The sequence below is a fragment of the Pseudomonas sp. KH_040 genome, assembly GCF_057839305.1.
The window spans coordinates 5618496-5635842 of the sequence record NZ_CM174487.1 but is presented as its reverse complement, the minus strand read 5'-3'; the positions used below and the strand labels follow the sequence as shown (position 1 = coordinate 5635842).

Genomic DNA, 17347 nt, shown 5'->3' with positions numbered 1-17347 from the left:
GCTTTCAACCGTTTATCAAAATCACTGGCCGAGCAGCGGCGAAGGGCAGCGTTGGAACCAGCGGCTGGCCTGCTCATACGCGTGCGCCAATTGCAGGACAGCGAAGTCAGCCTGGTGCTTGCCGATGATCTGTAGCCCCATCGGTAAACCGTGCGAATTGAATCCGGCCTGAACATTGGCCACCGGGCAACCCGACAGCGTGCCGGGGATGACCACCTCCATCCAGCGGTGATACGTGTCCATCGCCACGCCTTCGATAGACGTTGGCCAAGGCTGGGTTTTATCGAACGGGAACACTTGGGCGCTGGGCAGCAGCAGGTAATCGTACTTTTCGAACAGTCGAGAAATCGCCCGATACCAATCGCTGCGAACCACTGAAGCGGCGAACACTTCGCTGGCCGACAGCTTCAAGCCGTTTTCCACTTCCCAGATCGCTTCCGGTTTCAACAACGCACGCCTCTGCGGGTCGGCATACGTCGCGCCCAACGATCCCGCGACCATCCAGTGCCGCAACGTCCGCCAACTGCTCCACAGCCCCTCAGGCGCGAAACCGGGCTCAACCGACTCAACGTGGCAGCCAAGGCTCTCAAAATCAGCAAAGGTCTTCTCACACAGCGACAGAACACCTTGCTCCATCGGCAGATAACCGCTGAAGTCCCCCAGCCAACCCAAACGTGTACCTTTGAAATCACGCCCCAACGGCGCCGCAAAAGCCTCGCCGGTTTCAGCGATGGACAATGGCGCACGCGCATCGCCCCCGGCCTGCACCGACAATAGCAACGCCGCATCCCTCACACTGCGCGCCATTGGCCCCTCATAACCGAGCTGATCGAAAAACAGATCCGCACTGTCATCGAACGGCACACGCCCCTGCGAAGGACGAAACCCAAAGATGTTATTGAACGCCGCCGGATTGCGCAGCGAGCCCATCATGTCGCTGCCATCCGCGACAGGCACCAGATGCATCGCCAGCGCTGCCGCCGCACCGCCACTGCTGCCCCCCGCCGTTTTGCTCGGGTCATACGCGCAAGCAGTCGCGCCAAACAACGGGTTGTAACTTTGCGAGCCGAGACCGAATTCCGGGGTGTTGGTCTTGCCGATAATGACCGCGCCGGCCGCCTTGATTCGCTCGACCATGATGCCGTCGCGCTCAGGCACAAAGTCCTTGTACAGCGGCGAACCCAGCGTGGTGCGAATACCTTGGGTCAGCGACAGATCCTTGATCGCATGAGGCAAGCCATGCATCCAGCCACGGTATTCGCCACGCGCCAGTTCGGCATCGCGTTCATCGGCCTGAGCCAGCAGATGTTCCGGTGACTGCAGGCTGATCAGCGCATTCACCATCGGGTTGAAATGTTCGATATGGGCAAGGTAAGTCTGCATCACTTCCCGGCAGGAAACCTGGCGCAGGCGGATGCGTTCGGCGAGCTTGTGGGCCTGCAACAGGACCAGTTCGCTGATGTTATTAGAGTTCATTGCAAGCGGCCTTTCAGACGGCTGGAAAAACGCCCCGCCAGTGCGACGGGGCGGTAGCGATCAACGCATCAGGTTGGTCCAGAGACGGTCAGCGAGGCGGATCGCACCTTCGCCGCAAGTCTTGCTGAACACCACGTTCGTCCCTTCGGGAATATGCAGTTCCGGCGCGTCCTTGAGCGCCGCGTCGAGGAACGGTTCGACGCCTTTGATCGGGCTCTGGTGCTTGAGGAAGTTCTGCGTCATCGCCGAGTTTTCTGGCTGGCTGAGGAAGGCGATGAACGCCTTGGCATTCGCCGGATTTTTGCTGCCGGCAGGGATGACCATGTTATCGACCCAGGCCAGCACACCTTCTTTCGGGTAGAGGTATTTCAGCGTCGGTTTCATCTCACGGGCACGCATCGACGAACCGCCCCAGAACATCGACATGTCGATTTCACCTGAGGCAAGGTTCTCGCGAATCGAGCCGGCCTTGGAGCTGTAGGTTTTCACGAATGGCTTCTGCGCCTTGAGCAGTGTCAGCACCTGCTGCATCTGTTTCGGGTCTTCGCTGCACAGCGGAATATTCAGATAGAGGCTGGCCATATCGACCATGTCGCTGACCGAATCGAACATGTTGATGCGCCCCTGCAACTCGGCTGGCGGCTCATACAAAACCTTGTAGCTGTCGGCCGGGCCTTTGTAGCGCGCCGAGTCCAACACGACGCTGGTGGTGCCCCAAATGAACGGCACCGAATATGCGCCTTCCGGGTCCCAGCTCGGTTTTTTCAAGTTATCCACAACGCTGGCGTAGTAGGGCTCCTTGACCGGGTCGAAGCGCTCCAGCAGGTTTTCCTTGATCAGGATCGGCACGAACTGGTGCGACGGAATCGCCACGTCATAACCGGCGCCGCCCTGTTTCAATTTTGCCAACAAGGTTTCGTTGGAATCGTAGGAATCGACAGTGACTTCGATGCCGGTCTGCTTCTGGAACTTGGCAAGAATCTCCGGCGAAAAATAGCCGCTCCAACTGACCACGTTGAGTTTTTCGGCCGCCTGAACACTAACAGCCATGGTCAGCGGCACAGTCAGAAACAACGAAGTGCCAACGCTTTTTATCCACTTGCTCATGCTATTTCCCCACAGGTCGTAGAAGGTTCAGGCGTTCTTTTTGCCCAACAGGTAAGAGAGGCTGACGAACAGCACCGAGACGCCGAGGATCAGCGTCGACACGGCGTTGACGTCGGGTGTTACACCCATGCGCAGCAGGCCGAAAATGAAGATCGGCAGGGTCGTGGTGCCAGCCTGCGAGACCATCATCGAGATCACGAAGTTATCCAGCGAGACGATGAAGGCCAGCATCAGCCCGGAGAAAATCCCCGGCATCAGCAGCGGCAGAGTGACCTTGCGAAAGGTTCGCCACGGGCCGGCGTAGAGGTCGGCGGAGGCTTGCTCCAGCGACAGGTCCATGTCGTTCAGCCGTGCCCGAATCGGCAGGTAGGCGAAGGGAATGCAGAACACCGTGTGCGCGATGATCAGATTGCCGTAACCCAGCGACAGGCCGATGGTGGAGAACAGCGCCAGCGTCGCCACACCGACGACAATCTCCGGCAACACCAGCGGCAACATGATCGCGCCCATCGACAAGTGCAGGCCCTTGAACTTGGCGCCGCGGGAGGTGCCGAGGGCGGCGAGGGTGGCAATCGCCGTGGCAATCATGCTCGCGCAAACGGCGATCAACAGACTGTTGCCAGCAGCCTGGCGCAAGGCCTGATTGGCGAACGCGGCGCGATACCAATCGAGGCTGAAACCGGTCCACACCGTCGCCGATTGATTGGCGTTGAACGAGAACACCACCAGCACCACGATCGGTGCGTAGAGGTACAGATAGAACAGAAAACTGAAGCCGCCGAAACCGGGGAAGTCCTGCACGCCCAGCCCTTTGCGTTTGAATAGCGCGAGCATCACGCACCTCCTTTGGCGATGCGCTGGCGCTCGGCGCGCAGGGCATACACGGTCAGCACCAACATCACCGCAGCCATCAGCACCAGCGATAACGCCGCACCGAACGGCCAGTTACGCGCATCGCTGAACTGCCGGAAGATCAGGTTGCCGAGCATCATTCGCGTGCCGCCACCGAGCAGTTCCGGGGCGATCATCGCGCCCAGGCACGGTACGAAAGTGAGGATCGCGCCGGCGAGAATCCCCGGCTTGGCGATCGGCAAAACCACTTTGCGTAACGTGCGCACACGTCCGGCGTAGAGATCCTGCGCGGCTTCGAGCAGGCGGATATCCATCTTTTCCAGCGTTGCGTAAATCGGCAACACCACGAACGGTGCGTAGGTGTAAACCAGCCCCAGCAGCACCGCGCCGTCGGTGTACAACAACTGCATCGGTTCATGGATAACGCCCAGGCCCATCAGGCTGTTGTTGATCACCCCGGTGTTGCGCAGCAGCAGAATCCACGCGTAGGTGCGGATCAGCAGGTTGGCCCAGAACGGCACGGTGATCAGAAAGATCAGCAAGCCACGGCGATGCGCCGGTTGCATGGCCAGCCACACCGCCACCGGAAAACCGATCAGCAACGTGATGATCGTGGTCAGCCCGGCAATGCCAATCGAGCGCAGGGCGATGATCAGATACGAGTCGGCAAACGCGAGGCTGTCGTCCAGTTGCCGCTCGAACAGCAGCGAGGTGTAGGCGTCACTGCTGAAGACTTTGTTGACCCCGCCGTAAGGGTTGGCCTCCATCAGCGAATAGCCGATGACGATGAGGATCGGCACCACCAGAAACAAACAGATGGCGATCAGCGCCGGGCTGACCCCGAGGAAACTCTGGAAGGCCTTGCGGCGTTCCAGCGTGTTGGCAATCGGTAAGGCGTGCATGGCAACTCCTCCGGCTCAATCGTGCAGGACGCTGGCGCTTCCACGGTCGAACAACAGACCGGCCTGGGAGCCGACGGCAAAGCGCAGGCTTTGATCGACGCAATTGGGCGTACGCACGGTGAGGCGCGAACCGTCGCTGAGGCTGACCTGATATTGCAGATCTGTGCCGAGATAGATCTGCGCTTCGATCCGGCACGGCAGCGCGGCTTCAGTCACGGCCGGTACCAGGTGCAAGCGTTCGGGGCGTACTGACAGGGTGACGTTGGCGCCGACCTGCACATCGCTGCACGATTGCGCTGGCAATGGATGCCCGGCCGGTCCAGCGAACCACGCCTGACCGTCTTCCACACGGGTGACGGTGCCTTCGATGAAATTGGTCTCGCCAATGAAGTCAGCAACGAAGCGATTACGCGGGCGTTCGTAGATATCTTCAGGACGACCGACCTGCTGCACTTCGCCTTCGGAAAGTACGGCGATGCGGTCGGACATGGTCAGCGCTTCTTCTTGGTCGTGGGTGACGAAGATGAAAGTGATCCCGGTCTTGGCCTGGATTGTTTTCAACTCTTCACGCATCGCCTGGCGCAGCTTGAGATCGAGCGCCGACAGTGGCTCATCGAGCAACAACACTTTCGGATGCGGAGCCAAAGCGCGGGCGAGGGCGACACGTTGTTGCTGGCCGCCCGACAGTTGCGCCGGTTTGCGATTGGCGAAGCGCTCCATCTGCACCAGCGCCAGCATCTCGCGCACACGCTCGGCGATTTGCGCCTTGGTGAGGACTTTGCCCATTGGGTGCGATTCGAGACCGAAAGCCAGGTTCTCGGCGATGGTCATGTGCGGGAACAGCGCGTAATGCTGGAACACCGTGTTGACCGGGCGCTGGAAGGGCGGGCGATCAGCGATGTTTTCGCCGTAGAGAAGAATTTCGCCTTCGGTGGGAAATTCGAAACCGGCGATCATCCGCAGCAGCGTGGTCTTGCCGCAGCCGGAAGGGCCGAGAAGGGTGAAGAATTCGTTGTCGCGGATGTCCAGGTCGATGCTTTTCAGCGCCACCGGACCGGTCTGCGGATCACCGTAAACCTTGCGCACTGAGCGGATCGAGACCGCCAGCGTTTGCAGCGAATGCAGGGCGTTCATGCGTTACCTCCGATTCCCCCATCGCCTGCGACTCGCTTTGCAAAGCGTTGCCGTCGGGCCATGGATATTATTTTTTTGGGCAGGATCGAGATTGCGTTCGGGTGTGAAACCAGCTGTTTTTTTGTTCTGCTGTGGCTCGATTATCAGCCAGGGGTTGCGCGGCGCGACACTTCAATTTAAACATGGCAGGTGTTAGTTAATTTAACAGCCGAAGGTGCCAGGAATCATGCCCGACCACCGTTTGCCGCCGCTCAACGCGGTGCGCGCCTTTGATGCCGCCGCCCGTTTGGGCAGCTACGTCGAAGCCTCGAAAGCCCTGCACGTGACCCAGCCTGCGATTGGCCGTCACGTGAAATTGCTTGAGGACTGGTTGGGCATTCAACTGTTCGAACGCACCTCACGCGGGGTCAACCTGACGCCGGCGGGGGAGAAGTACCACCGCAAGATCAGCGCTGCTTTGCAACTGATCATCGAAGCCGGCAAGGAAGCTCGGCCGAAAGATGCCGAGCGTTGGTTGCGGATCATGGTGGTGCCGGGTTTCGCCAAGCGCTGGCTGATGCCTCGGATCGAAGCGCTGCGGCATTTGCGCCCGGGATTGAAACTGGCGATCGAGCCGAATTCGACCTTCACCGAAGTGGATGGCAAGAGCGCCGATCTGGGCATCGTCTACGGCCTCGACGGGCAATATGCCGACTCGCGGGAGGCGCTGATTTGTCCTCGGGTTTTCCCGATCTGCACGCCGGCGTATCTGGCCAGCATTGCACCGATCAACAGCCCGGCCGATCTGGTCAGCCACGAGCTGATCCACGTCGATGACGGCGAATGGTGGAACCTGTGGTTCGCCGCCCACGACCTCGATATCCATCTCAATTCCGACATGCTCTACGTCAACAATGACCATGCGCTGTCAGTCGCCGAGAGTGGGCAAGGCATTGCGCTGGCCAACGAGGTGCTGGTGCGCCATGAACTCGCCAGCGGCAAACTGGTGCGCGCGGTCGACGCTCAGGTGAAGCTGGAAAGCTATCGGGTGCTGACGCCGTCCGCCGAACTCTCGGCGGATGTGGCGTGGTTCATTCAATGGCTCAAGGCTGAACTGGAAACGGACTTCCCCGAGGCCGTGATCAACTGAGGCGGAAGCGTGCGGTGTTGTCGCTCAGTGCTTTGCTGCCCTGGCTCAGGGTGTCTGCGGCGAGATTCACTGCGCGTGCGCCTTCGAGCAAACGCACTGCGGCCTGATCGACCTGCTGGATATTGCCGCTGACTTCATCGGCGGTGCTGGCCTGTTCCTCAACCGCTGTGGCGATCTGCGCCAACGTATCAGTGACGCTCTGCACGGCGCTGGCGATTTCGCCCAAACGTTCACCGAGGCCAGTGACCGACTCAGCATCGGTTTGCGCCTGGCCGCACGCGGCCTCCATCAGCGTCACGGCTTCGTTGACCGTGGCGCGCAGGCTATCGACCGTGCCGGCGATCTGCGCGGTGGACGACTGCGTGCGTTGCGAAAGGCTGCGCACCTCGTCGGCGACCACGGCGAAGCCACGACCCTGTTCACCGGCACGCGCAGCTTCAATGGCGGCGTTGAGTGCAAGCAAATTGGTCTGTTCGGCAACACCGCGAATGGTGTCGACGACCAATTGAATCTGCTGACCTTGTTCACTGACCCGGCCCAGTGCTGCTGCAGTTTCGTTCAAACGCTGATTGAGCTGCTGAATACTCGCCGTGGTGCGCTGGCTGTCGCGGCTGCTGTCGGCCGCGATGCGTCGGGTGTGCTGGGCGCTGCCGGAGGCCTGCTCGCAACTCTGCGCCACGCCTTGCGATGTCGCGGCCAGTTGCGTGGCAGCAGCGGCGATCTGGCTGATCTGCAACTGTTGCGCCTCGACTTCGCCGAGAGCGCCGCTGGAGTGTTCGTTGAGGCTGCGCACGGCATGGCTCAACTGCGAGGTTTCGTGATCGACACCGAGCATGCTCGCGCGCAGTTGCACCACGGCAACGTTGAGCGCGGTGCTGATCGCTGCCAGCTCATCGCGGCCCTCCACCGGTACTTGCAGACTGAGGTTGCCATCGCGAAGGGCTTCGGCGAGCAGGGTGATGCCGCTGGCGCTGCGACGGATCGAGGCTTGCAGGCAGACAAACAGATACAGCGCCGCGAGCAGCAGGCAGCCGAAAATGGCTGCAACGATAATGAACTGACGGATCGCCGAGCTGTGGTAGGCATCCAGTCGTTGGTCCAGCGACACCAGCGACTGCTGGCGCAGAGCGGCGAGGTCAGTCAGCAGAGCATCAAGGTTGCGTTCGAAGTCTTCCGGTTTGAGCGTGATGCTGCCGCCGAACACGCCGTCATCCAGCACCTTCAGGCCGCTATCAAGGCGTTTCAGGCTGTCGTGGTATTGGCTGGCCCAGCTCTGCTGATCGTTCGGCAGGCGTGCCTCAAGTAGCGTGGCGGTTTTCACCAGTTGCTCGCGGGCATCACCGATGCGGCTGCGCAAGTCGCGCAACTGCAAACGGCTTTGCAGGGTGAACTGGCCAGAAACCACTGAGGCTTGGCCGACTGCTGCGAGACGGCCGACGCGTTCGATCAGGTCTGGCGCGTGTTGCGTTGATATCTGCGTCAGCAGGTAGGTTTCAAGCCACGGTGCGAGGGTCAGGCGATTGTCCATGACGATCTGCTCGCGCAACGCTTGCAGAGCGCTGAGGGCATTGGTGAAACGGTCGTAACCGTCCGGCCACCAGCCGACGCCGCTGAGGCTTTTCGAGTCCAGACCATTTAGTGCGGTTTGCAGTGCCTGATAGCGCGTGAGGGTTTCGCCTTCAGCACCTTCATTCTTCAGGGCATTGCCCAAGTCCGTGGTTGCTTGCTGCACGGCCGGTTGCACAGCGTCGAACGCGCCCATCGCGGCGAGAGTAGCGGGCGTCGGCTGACGATTGGTTTCCGTCGCACGCCAACGGGCGGCGCGGTCGCGTTGCGCGGCGAGCAGGTTGTCCAGCGCATCCAGCGCGAGCAACTGACGCACGCCGGCACGTTCGCCGGAAATCAGATTGAGCTTGTCGCGATAGTCCTGGCCGATCATCAACAGGCTGCCGGCCAACGGCAGAATGAACAGCAGAAACAACAACTGGAATTTACCTGCGAAGCCAAACCGCCCCAGCAATTTGATCCCCGGTGAAAGGAAAGCCTGCATGCCCCATGACTCCTCTGGACACCACGCACCATTGGCGTGCATCGCGGTCGCTCGACGTTGATGTTGTGCCCTGCTAAAAGGCCTCGAAAGTTCACTCTCGCCCGCTCTGTAGGCCGGCTCTGTAGCGAAACTTCCCATTGTCGGTGCCCTTTGTAAGGGCGCCGCGTTCAAGGGGAGAAGCAAGGCAAGATTCAGACCATGGCGTTGCGCTATCACCTTGCAGTCGACGACCAGTCAGTTAGTTAGCTGGCTAAGGGGATGGCGCTAACGCACCGAAAAATGGCACATTGATGCACCTGCCTGTGTGCACCCATCTGCTGTCCGGAAACTTCCATGGCTATCAGCAACGTTCAGACCGCCGCTGCCTCGGCGCCCGCTGCTCCGCAAAGCAGTCCATTGGTGATGCGTATCATCGGCGCGGTGGCGCTGGCGCATTTGATCAACGACCTGATCCAGTCGGTGCTGCCGTCGATCTACCCGATGCTCAAGGCCAATTACGGCCTGACCTTTACTCAGGTCGGCCTGATCACTTTGACCTTTCAACTGACCGCGTCGCTGTTGCAGCCGTGGGTCGGTTATCACACCGATCGGCATCCAAAACCGTGGTTGTTGCCGGCCGGTTCGATTTGCACACTGATTGGCATCGTGATGATGTCGATGGTTGGCAGTTTCCCCCTGATCCTGCTGGCGGCGGCGCTGATCGGTATCGGTTCCTCGACGTTCCACCCCGAAGCCTCGCGGATTGCGCGGCTGGCTTCGGGCGGACGCTTCGGTCTGGCGCAATCGACCTTCCAGGTCGGCGGTAACGCCGGTTCGGCGTTCGGTCCGTTGCTGGCGGCGGCGATCATCATTCCGTTCGGTCAGGGCAACGTGGCGTGGTTCGGTTTGTTCGCGGTGTTTGCGCTGTTCGTGCTGTACCGCATCAGTCGCTGGTACGCCCATCACTTGAATCTGTTCAAGCTCAAGGCGGGTCAGGCAGCGACTCACGGGCTGTCGAAGGGCAGGGTGACCAGTGCGTTGGTGGTGCTGGGGCTGCTGGTGTTCTCCAAGTATTTCTACATGGCCAGCCTGACCAGCTATTTCACCTTTTACCTGATCGAGAAGTTCGACCTGTCGGTGGCCAGTTCGCAGTTGCACCTGTTCCTGTTTCTTGGCGCGGTAGCGGCGGGGACGTTCTTTGGTGGGCCGATTGGCGACAAGATCGGCCGTAAGGCGGTGATCTGGTTTTCGATCCTCGGTGTGGCGCCGTTTACGCTGCTTATGCCTCACGTTGATCTGTTCTGGACCAGTGTTCTCAGCGTGGTGATCGGCTTCATTCTCGCTTCGGCGTTCTCGGCGATTGTGGTGTACGCGCAGGAACTGGTGCCGGGCAATGTCGGGATGATTGCCGGAATCTTCTTCGGTTTGATGTTTGGTTTCGGCGGGATTGGCGCGGCGTTGCTGGGGCACTTGGCGGATATTCACGGGATCGAGTACGTGTATTTCCTGTGTTCGTTCCTGCCGCTGTTTGGCGTGTTGGCGATTTTCTTGCCGCGCACCAAAAAGCCCTGATTCACACATTTCCCATTGTAGGAGTGAGCCTGCTCGCGATAGCGGTGTGTCAGTTACGGTTGAATTGACTGACACTCCGCTATCGCGAGCAGGCTCACTCCTACAAGGGATTGGTGGTGTGGCGGAAAATATTTCAGGCACAAAAAAGCCGCGTATCAAACGCGGCTTTTTCTTGGGCGTAACGCTTACACGTTGAAGCGGAAGTGCATCACGTCGCCGTCCTTGACGATGTAATCCTTGCCTTCCAGACGCCATTTACCGGCTTCTTTGGTACCGGCTTCGCCCTTGTACTGGATGAAGTCGTTGTAGGCGATCACTTCGGCGCGGATAAAGCCTTTCTCGAAGTCGGTGTGGATCACGCCGGCAGCCTGAGGTGCGGTGGCACCGACTTTGACGGTCCAGGCGCGGACTTCTTCAACACCGGCGGTGAAGTAGGTCTGCAGGTGCAGCATTTCGTAGCCGGCGCGGATCACGCGGTTCAGGCCAGGCTCTTCCAGGCCCAGGGCCTCAAGGAACATGTCCTTCTCTTCGCCGTCATCGAGCTCGGCGATTTCCGCTTCGATCTTGTTGCAGACCGGAACGACCATCGCGCCTTCTTCTTCGGCAATGGCGCGAACCACGTCCAGGTGCGGGTTGTTCTCGAAACCGTCTTCAGCAACGTTGGCGATGTACATGACCGGCTTGGTGGTCAGCAGGTGGAAGCCCTTGATCACTGCTTTTTCGTCAGCGCTCATGTTCTTCATCAGGCTGCGCGCCGGCTTGGCTTCGGTGAAGTGTGCGATCAGTTGTTCAAGCAATGCCTTCTGAACCACAGCGTCCTTGTCACCACCCTTGGCGTTACGCGCGACTTTCTGCAGTTGCTTCTCGCAGCTGTCGAGGTCGGCGAAGATCAGTTCCAGGTCGATGATTTCGATGTCGCGCTTCGGGTCAACGCTATTGGAAACGTGAATCACGTTTTCATCTTCGAAGCAGCGCACGACGTGAGCGATCGCGTCAGTCTCACGGATGTTGGCGAGGAACTTGTTGCCCAGGCCTTCACCTTTCGAGGCGCCGGCCACAAGGCCTGCGATGTCGACGAATTCCATGGTGGTCGGCAGGATGCGCTTCGGATTGACGATGGCCGCCAGTGCTTCCAGACGCGGATCCGGCATCGGCACGATGCCGCTGTTCGGCTCGATGGTGCAGAAGGGGAAGTTCTCGGCCGCGATACCGGATTTGGTCAGGGCGTTGAACAGGGTGGACTTGCCGACGTTAGGCAGGCCGACGATGCCGCAATTGAATCCCATGGTGTTTCCCCTCGGATAAGAGTCAGGCCTTCTGGCTGTGCAGGTTTTTCATCGCGCGGTTCCATTCACCGGCGAGGATATCCGGCAGCACGCCGAGGGCAAAGTCGATGCTGGCATCGAGTTTTTCCTGTTCGGCGCGTGGCGCACGACCCAGGACGAAATTTGAAACCATACTGGCGACGCCCGGGTGGCCGATGCCAAGCCGCAGGCGGTAGAACGTATTCTGATTGCCCAGTTGCGCAATGATGTCGCGCAACCCGTTGTGACCGCCATGGCCGCCGCCCTGCTTGAGCTTGGCAACGCCCGGAGGCAAGTCGAGTTCGTCATGCGCCACGAGGATTTCTTCAGGCTTGATGCGGAAGAAGCCGGCGAGTGCCGCCACGGCCTGGCCGCTGCGGTTCATGTAAGTGGTGGGAATCAGCAGACGAACATCCTGACCCTGATGCGAATAGCGCCCGGTCAGGCCGAAATATTTGCGATCGGCGACAAGGTTGACACCTTGTGCGTCAGCGATGCGCTCAACAAAAAGGGCCCCTGCGTTATGCCGGGTCTGGTCGTATTCAGCGCCTGGATTTCCCAGGCCAACGATCAGTTTGATGGCAGTCACGATAGGGGCCCTTCCTTTGAGTGGTGAGTAACATCGCCGCGATCAGGAAAAGCGGCGAAAGTGGACGAAAAATGCTCATTTACCATGGATGTAAACTCCGCGTTCTCGCCCGCTTTCTCGCTACGTTCCAGTCCGCGATGTTCCTTGCTCACTCAGGCATGACAGAGTGAATTACTCTGCTGCGCCTTCTTCGGTAGCTTCTGGAGCAACACGTGGAGCGTGGACGTTGGCAACAGCCTTGTCATCGCCGTGTGCCAGAGCAACGAACTCAACGCCTTTAGGGGCTTTGAGGTCCGACAGGTGAATGATCGAACCGATTTCAGCGTCAGCCAGGTCGACTTCGATGAACTCAGGCAGATCTTTCGGCAGGCAGGTCACTTCGATTTCAGCAACAACGTGCGAAATCTCGCCGCCTTTCTTCACTGGAGCAGCTTCGTTGATGAAGTGCACAGGAACGATAGCGGTCAGTTTCTGGCCAGCGACAACGCGTACGAAGTCAGCGTGCAGCACGTGGCCTTTGGCTGGGTGACGTTGCAGAGCTTTGATGATGACGTTCTGCTTGGTGCCGCCAACGTTCAGCTCGATGATGTGGCTGTAAGCCGCTTCGTTTTCGAGCAGTTTGGCAACTTCTTTGGCCAGCATGCTGATGGATTCAGGGGCTTTCTCGCCACCGTAAACAACAGCTGGAACCAGAGCGGCGAGACGACGCAGGCGGCGGCTCGCACCTTTCCCCAGGTCGGAACGCACTTCAGCATTCAGAGTAAAATCGTTCATTTTGTATCTCCAAAATAGCCATGACCGAGTGGCGTTTGCGACCAGCGCCGAACACGGTATGGGCAAAAAAGCCCCGCCCCGGCAGGAATGCCGGGGCGGGGCGCTTTTCGTCAACGAGACATTTCGCGAAGGGCAGGGCCCTTAACGGAACATCGCGCTGATCGATTCTTCATTGCTGATGCGGCGAACCGCTTCGGCAACAACCGGTGCGATATCCAGTTGACGGATACGTGCACAGGCTTGTGCTGCAGCGGACAGCGGGATGGTATTTGTCACCACCAGCTCGTCCAGCACGGAATTTTCGATATTCTCGATGGCCCGACCCGACAGCACAGGGTGTGTGCAGTAGGCAAAGACCTTGGCTGCGCCATGCTCTTTCAGGGCCTTCGCCGCGTGGCACAGAGTGCCGGCGGTATCGACCATGTCATCGACCAGAATACAGGTACGCCCTTCGACATCACCGATGATATGCATCACTTCAGAGTGATTGGCTTTCTCACGGCGTTTGTCGATGATCCCGAGATCCACGCCCAGGGATTTGGCAACAGCACGTGCACGCACGACGCCACCAATGTCCGGGGACACGATCATCAGGTTTTCGAAGCGCTGATCTTCAATGTCATCCACCAGAACCGGGGAGCCGTAGATGTTATCTACCGGAATATCGAAGAAGCCCTGAATCTGGTCAGCATGCAGATCAACCGTGAGAACACGGTCGATGCCGACTACGGTAAGCATGTCAGCAACGACTTTCGCGCTGATAGCTACACGTGCGGAACGCGGACGGCGATCCTGACGGGCATAACCAAAATAAGGAATAACAGCAGTGATACGAGTAGCCGAGGAGCGGCGGAAGGCATCAGCCATCACTACCAGTTCCATCAGGTTATCGTTGGTCGGAGCGCAAGTCGGCTGAATAATGAAAACGTCTTTACCGCGAACGTTTTCATTGATCTCGGCTGTAATTTCGCCGTCGGAAAACTTACCGACAGAGATGTCACCGAGAGGGATATGCAGCTGACGTACAACACGCCGAGCCAGATCGGGGTTAGCGTTCCCCGTAAAGACCATCATCTTGGACACGCGCAGTACCTAGAGGCTGAGGGTAACCTGGATGAGTATAGAAAATGGCAGGGGCGGCTGGATTCGAACCAACGCATGGCAGGATCAAAACCTGCTGCCTTACCGCTTGGCGACGCCCCTGTATCTGTTGCATCAAGTGCCGAGCACCTGGTTCCTTTAGAGCAGACTTTGCAGTTTTCGGTGCAACATCGAAACGTTGCTGCCTTTGGCTACAAACCCTGTAAGGGTCTCTGTCAGAAGGGCCGAGACTTTATCAGCTTCAGCTTTGCTTGGGAAGCCCCCAAACACACAACTTCCAGTTCCGGTGAGTTTCGCTTCGGTAAATTTACCTAACAAATCCAATGCGTTACGTACTTCTGGATAACGCCTTGCAACCACCGGCAAGCAGTCATTTCGACTGTTTCCCTCGGGAACGGGGCGCACTTTAATGGGCGGCGTGTTACGTGTCAACAAAGGATCGGAAAAAATTTCTGCCGTACTAACAGAGACTTGCGGCACGAGCACCAGATACCACGGTTCTTCGGGATCCACCGGGGTGAGTTTCTCCCCCACGCCCTCGGCAAACGCCGCATGGCCACGGACGAAAACCGGCACGTCAGCGCCAAGCGTCAGGCCCAGAGTAGCCAGGCGATCTTCGTCCCAACCCAGCTGCCACAAATGATTCAGACCGAGCAAAGTGGTCGCCGCGTTCGAGCTGCCACCACCAATGCCGCCACCCATAGGCAGGACTTTATCGATCCAGATATCGATGCCGAGTGAACAGCCGGACTGTTGCTGCAGCATTTTTGCCGCGCGCACGATCAGGTTGCTGTCATGCGGCACGCCGACGAATTCGGTGTGCAGTTGAATCACGCCGTCATCACGCACGGCAAAAGTGATTTCATCGCCGTAATCGACAAACTGAAACAAAGTCTGCAACTCGTGATAACCGTCTTTACGACGACCGAGAATGTGCAGCATCAGGTTGAGTTTGGCCGGCGAGGGCAGGGTCAGGCGTGCAGCGGTCATGCGTTATTGCCCCAACTTGCGCGGTTGCCAGGTCTTGATCACCAGCGTGACGTCGAGGTCGGTGCCGTGCAGCTTGATGCGCTCGGGCAACCAGTAACCGTTTTGTTCGGTGTAGGCGGTGTATTCGACTTTCCAGCCATCCTGTTCCAGGTTGGCCAGACGACTGTCCGCATCCAGGTTCAGGCGGCTTTTGCTGTTCGGCGCCGGCAGGCCACGCACCCACCACGCCAGATTCGACACCGGCAGTTTCCAGCCGAGCTGTTCTTCGAGCAGCGCTTCCGGCGACTCGGAGTCGTAGCGACCCTGATTGGCGACTTCCAGCGACACTTTGCCCGGCCGCCCGGTCAGGCGCGCGGCGCCACGACCCAGCGGGCCGGACAGACGGATGTCGTAATAGTCCTGACGTTGCAGCCAGAACAGCGTGCCGCTACCGGAATCTTTCGGTGCGCGGATGCCGATCTTGCCATCGATCTGCCAGCCATCGAGGCCGGTCAGTTGTTGTTTGTTCGCGGCCCATTGAGCCGGACTGCCGTGGCCCTCGACCGATTCGCGAGTGCCAAAACCCGAGCAGCCAGCGAGCAGGGCGATGAAGCTGAAAACAATAACGTGGCGCAAAAACATGAGTTAAAGAGTCTCGGATCCGGTCAGGCGCTTGATGGTGCTGCGCAGAATGGTGCTGTCGGGCTGATCCTTGAGGAATTTGCCCCAGATTTGTTTGGCTTCACGCTGGTTGCCCTTGGTCCACAACACTTCGCCCAGGTGTGCGGCGACTTCGTGATCAGGGAAACGCTCCAGCGCCTGACGCAGATATTTCTCGGCGTCATCCAGGTTGCCCAGGCGGTAATTCACCCAGCCGAGGCTGTCGAGTACGGCCGGGTCTTCCGGATTGATCTGGTGTGCCTGCTCGATCAGCGCTTTGGCTTCAGCGTAGCGAGTGGTGCGGTCGGACAGGGTATAGCCCAGCGCGTTAAGGGCCATGGCGTTGTCCGGATCACGCTTGATGATCAGGCGCAGGTCTTTTTCCATCTGTGCCAGATCATTGCGTTTTTCCGCGAGCATGGCCCGGGTGTAGAGCAGATTCAAATCGTCCGGGTATTGCAGCAAGGCTTGCTGCAAGACTTTCCAGGCCTTGTCGTCCTGTTTATTGGCCGACAGGGTTTCCGATTCGATCAGGTACAACTGAATCGCGTAGTCCGGTTGTTCGTCGCGCTGAGCGGCGAGTTTGCTTTGCGCTTCAGCGGTTTTGCCGTTGTTCATCAGGATATCGGCCTGACGCAATTGCGCCGGCAGATAATCGTTGCCCGGGCCGACCTGGGCGTACTCGATGAGCGCGCCTTGCGGGTCGTTGCGTTCTTCGGCGATGCGACCGAGGTTCAGGTGCGCCGAATCGACGTGGCTTTCGCGGGCGATCAAGTCTTCCAGGTAACCCTTGGCCTCATCCCAGGCCTTGGCTTCCAGGCATACAAGTGCCAGCGAATAACGCAGTTCGTCGTCTTCAGGATATTGTTGAACAAGGCTGGAAAACTCGGCCTTGGCGTCGTCCATCCGGTCCTGTTCAACCAGCATGCGTGCGTAAGTCAGGCGCAAGCGTTTGTCGTCCGGGTACTTCTTGATGCTTTTTTGCAGCAGAGGCAGGGCTTCGTCGCCACGGTTGAGCAATTGCAGCAGACGTGCGCGCAGCAGAATCGGCGCAATCTCGCCTTCTTCCGGCGGATGGTCTTCGAGCAATGCCAGTGCGGCTTTGTTGTCGCCATCCTGTTGCAACAACAGGGCCTTGCCGAAAATCAGCTGGCTGTTGTTCGGATGACGCTGCAACAAACGGTCAAAACTTTTCATCAGGCCGTTGCGGGTTTCCTGATCGGTATCCGCTGCCGACAGCGCGAGGAAGTCGAAATGGGTATCGCCCTTGCCCTGCAGGACTTTCTCCATATAGACCATCGAGTCGTCGTAACGCCCGGCGCGCGCCAGTTGCACGGCAGCGGCGCGTTGCGCTTCGAGGTCGTCCGGGGCGTTTTTCGCCCAGATCAGCGCGGTATCGAGGGCCGGTTGATCGGCGCCGAGATATTCGGCGATACGGAATGCGCGCTCGGAGACGCCCGGATCCTGGGTGTTGATGGCCTGGGTCACGTAGTTGTCCAGGGCAATGTCGAAACGATTGCGCTGGCCGGCGAGTTCGGCGCTCAACAGGCTGAAAACGGTTTCCTCGCTGAACGAGCTGTAAACCTTGGGCTTTTCAGGCGCGGGCGTGGTGTCTTCAACCGACGGCGTACCGTCCGGCGAAACGGGAGCCAAGGCCTGGCAGCCGCTGAGGAAGACAAAAGCGAGGAGCAACGCGGAAGATCTATTCATATAGGAAGAGGACGACTAACCTGCGGTCGGATCATCATG

15 protein-coding genes and 1 tRNA gene are annotated in these 17347 nt (G+C 59.0%); 2 read left to right on the top strand and 14 right to left on the bottom strand.

Annotation, left to right across the window (positions count from 1 at the left end; genetic code table 11):
- Nucleotides 1-21 precede the first annotated feature (21 nt).
- From AC3IUF_RS25040 to AC3IUF_RS25020, 5 genes are read right to left on the bottom strand one after another with little or no spacing between them, the layout of a single operon-like run.
- Nucleotides 22-1476, bottom strand: a complete 1455-nt coding sequence (locus tag AC3IUF_RS25040) for an amidase (protein WP_489279597.1) — start codon at nt 1474-1476, stop codon at nt 22-24.
- A 60-nt stretch (nt 1477-1536) separates the two neighbouring features.
- Nucleotides 1537-2583 (bottom strand): ABC transporter substrate-binding protein, encoded by a 1047-nt coding sequence (locus AC3IUF_RS25035; protein ID WP_007912918.1) that lies wholly within the window; start codon nt 2581-2583, stop codon nt 1537-1539.
- Between the two features lie 27 nt (nt 2584-2610).
- Nucleotides 2611-3417: an ABC transporter permease gene (locus tag AC3IUF_RS25030; protein WP_007912916.1), complete on the bottom strand. Its 807-nt coding sequence runs from the start codon at nt 3415-3417 to the stop codon at nt 2611-2613.
- A complete protein-coding gene (locus tag AC3IUF_RS25025) occupies nt 3417-4337 on the bottom strand; it encodes an ABC transporter permease (RefSeq protein ID WP_489279595.1) in 921 nt (306 codons plus the stop codon). Before AC3IUF_RS25025 ends, AC3IUF_RS25030 begins: the two co-directional genes overlap by 1 nt.
- Nucleotides 4338-4352: 15 nt before the next feature.
- Complete coding sequence (locus AC3IUF_RS25020; protein WP_489279593.1) at nt 4353-5471, bottom strand: ABC transporter ATP-binding protein; 1119 nt, start codon at nt 5469-5471, stop codon at nt 4353-4355.
- Between the two features lie 226 nt (nt 5472-5697).
- Between AC3IUF_RS25020 and AC3IUF_RS25015 the strand changes: the two genes are divergently transcribed.
- Nucleotides 5698-6600 carry a LysR substrate-binding domain-containing protein gene (locus AC3IUF_RS25015; protein WP_007912910.1) on the top strand — a complete coding sequence of 301 codons (903 nt, stop codon included), beginning with the start codon at nt 5698-5700 and terminating at the stop codon, nt 6598-6600.
- Here the strand turns inward: AC3IUF_RS25015 and AC3IUF_RS25010 are convergent.
- On the bottom strand, nt 6593-8650 hold the full coding sequence (locus AC3IUF_RS25010) for a methyl-accepting chemotaxis protein (protein ID WP_489279591.1): 2058 nt from the start codon (nt 8648-8650) through the stop codon (nt 6593-6595). The two genes, AC3IUF_RS25015 and AC3IUF_RS25010, sit on opposite strands and share 8 nt — an antisense overlap.
- A 333-nt stretch (nt 8651-8983) precedes the next feature.
- Here AC3IUF_RS25010 and AC3IUF_RS25005 point away from each other — a divergent pair, with 333 nt between their 5' ends.
- The gene (locus tag AC3IUF_RS25005) at nt 8984-10201 is read left to right on the top strand and encodes an MFS transporter (RefSeq protein ID WP_007912906.1); all 1218 of its coding nucleotides are present in this window, start codon (nt 8984-8986) and stop codon (nt 10199-10201) included.
- A gap of 185 nt (nt 10202-10386) precedes the next feature.
- Here the strand turns inward: AC3IUF_RS25005 and ychF are convergent, their stop codons facing one another.
- The 8 genes from ychF to AC3IUF_RS24965 form a co-directional block, all read right to left on the bottom strand.
- The gene (gene ychF, locus AC3IUF_RS25000; RefSeq protein ID WP_007912904.1) at nt 10387-11487 is read right to left on the bottom strand and encodes a redox-regulated ATPase YchF; all 1101 of its coding nucleotides are present in this window, start codon (nt 11485-11487) and stop codon (nt 10387-10389) included.
- Nucleotides 11488-11509: 22 nt separating this feature from the next.
- Nucleotides 11510-12094, bottom strand: a complete 585-nt coding sequence (gene pth / locus AC3IUF_RS24995; protein WP_007912902.1) for an aminoacyl-tRNA hydrolase — start codon at nt 12092-12094, stop codon at nt 11510-11512.
- A 171-nt stretch (nt 12095-12265) separates the two neighbouring features.
- The gene (locus tag AC3IUF_RS24990; protein ID WP_007912900.1) at nt 12266-12868 is read right to left on the bottom strand and encodes a 50S ribosomal protein L25/general stress protein Ctc; all 603 of its coding nucleotides are present in this window, start codon (nt 12866-12868) and stop codon (nt 12266-12268) included.
- A 141-nt stretch (nt 12869-13009) separates the two neighbouring features.
- Complete coding sequence (locus tag AC3IUF_RS24985) at nt 13010-13951, bottom strand: ribose-phosphate pyrophosphokinase (RefSeq protein WP_003171603.1); 942 nt, start codon at nt 13949-13951, stop codon at nt 13010-13012.
- 45 nt (nt 13952-13996) lie between these two features.
- Nucleotides 13997-14071: transfer RNA gene (locus AC3IUF_RS24980), tRNA-Gln, on the bottom strand.
- Nucleotides 14072-14107: 36 nt separating this feature from the next.
- The gene (gene ispE, locus AC3IUF_RS24975; protein WP_489279587.1) at nt 14108-14959 is read right to left on the bottom strand and encodes a 4-(cytidine 5'-diphospho)-2-C-methyl-D-erythritol kinase; all 852 of its coding nucleotides are present in this window, start codon (nt 14957-14959) and stop codon (nt 14108-14110) included.
- A 3-nt stretch (nt 14960-14962) separates the two neighbouring features.
- Nucleotides 14963-15580 (bottom strand): lipoprotein insertase outer membrane protein LolB, encoded by a 618-nt coding sequence (gene lolB / locus AC3IUF_RS24970; RefSeq protein ID WP_007912895.1) that lies wholly within the window; start codon nt 15578-15580, stop codon nt 14963-14965.
- A 3-nt stretch (nt 15581-15583) separates the two neighbouring features.
- Nucleotides 15584-17308 (bottom strand): tetratricopeptide repeat protein, encoded by a 1725-nt coding sequence (locus tag AC3IUF_RS24965; protein WP_007912892.1) that lies wholly within the window; start codon nt 17306-17308, stop codon nt 15584-15586.
- Nucleotides 17309-17347: the final 39 nt, after the last annotated feature.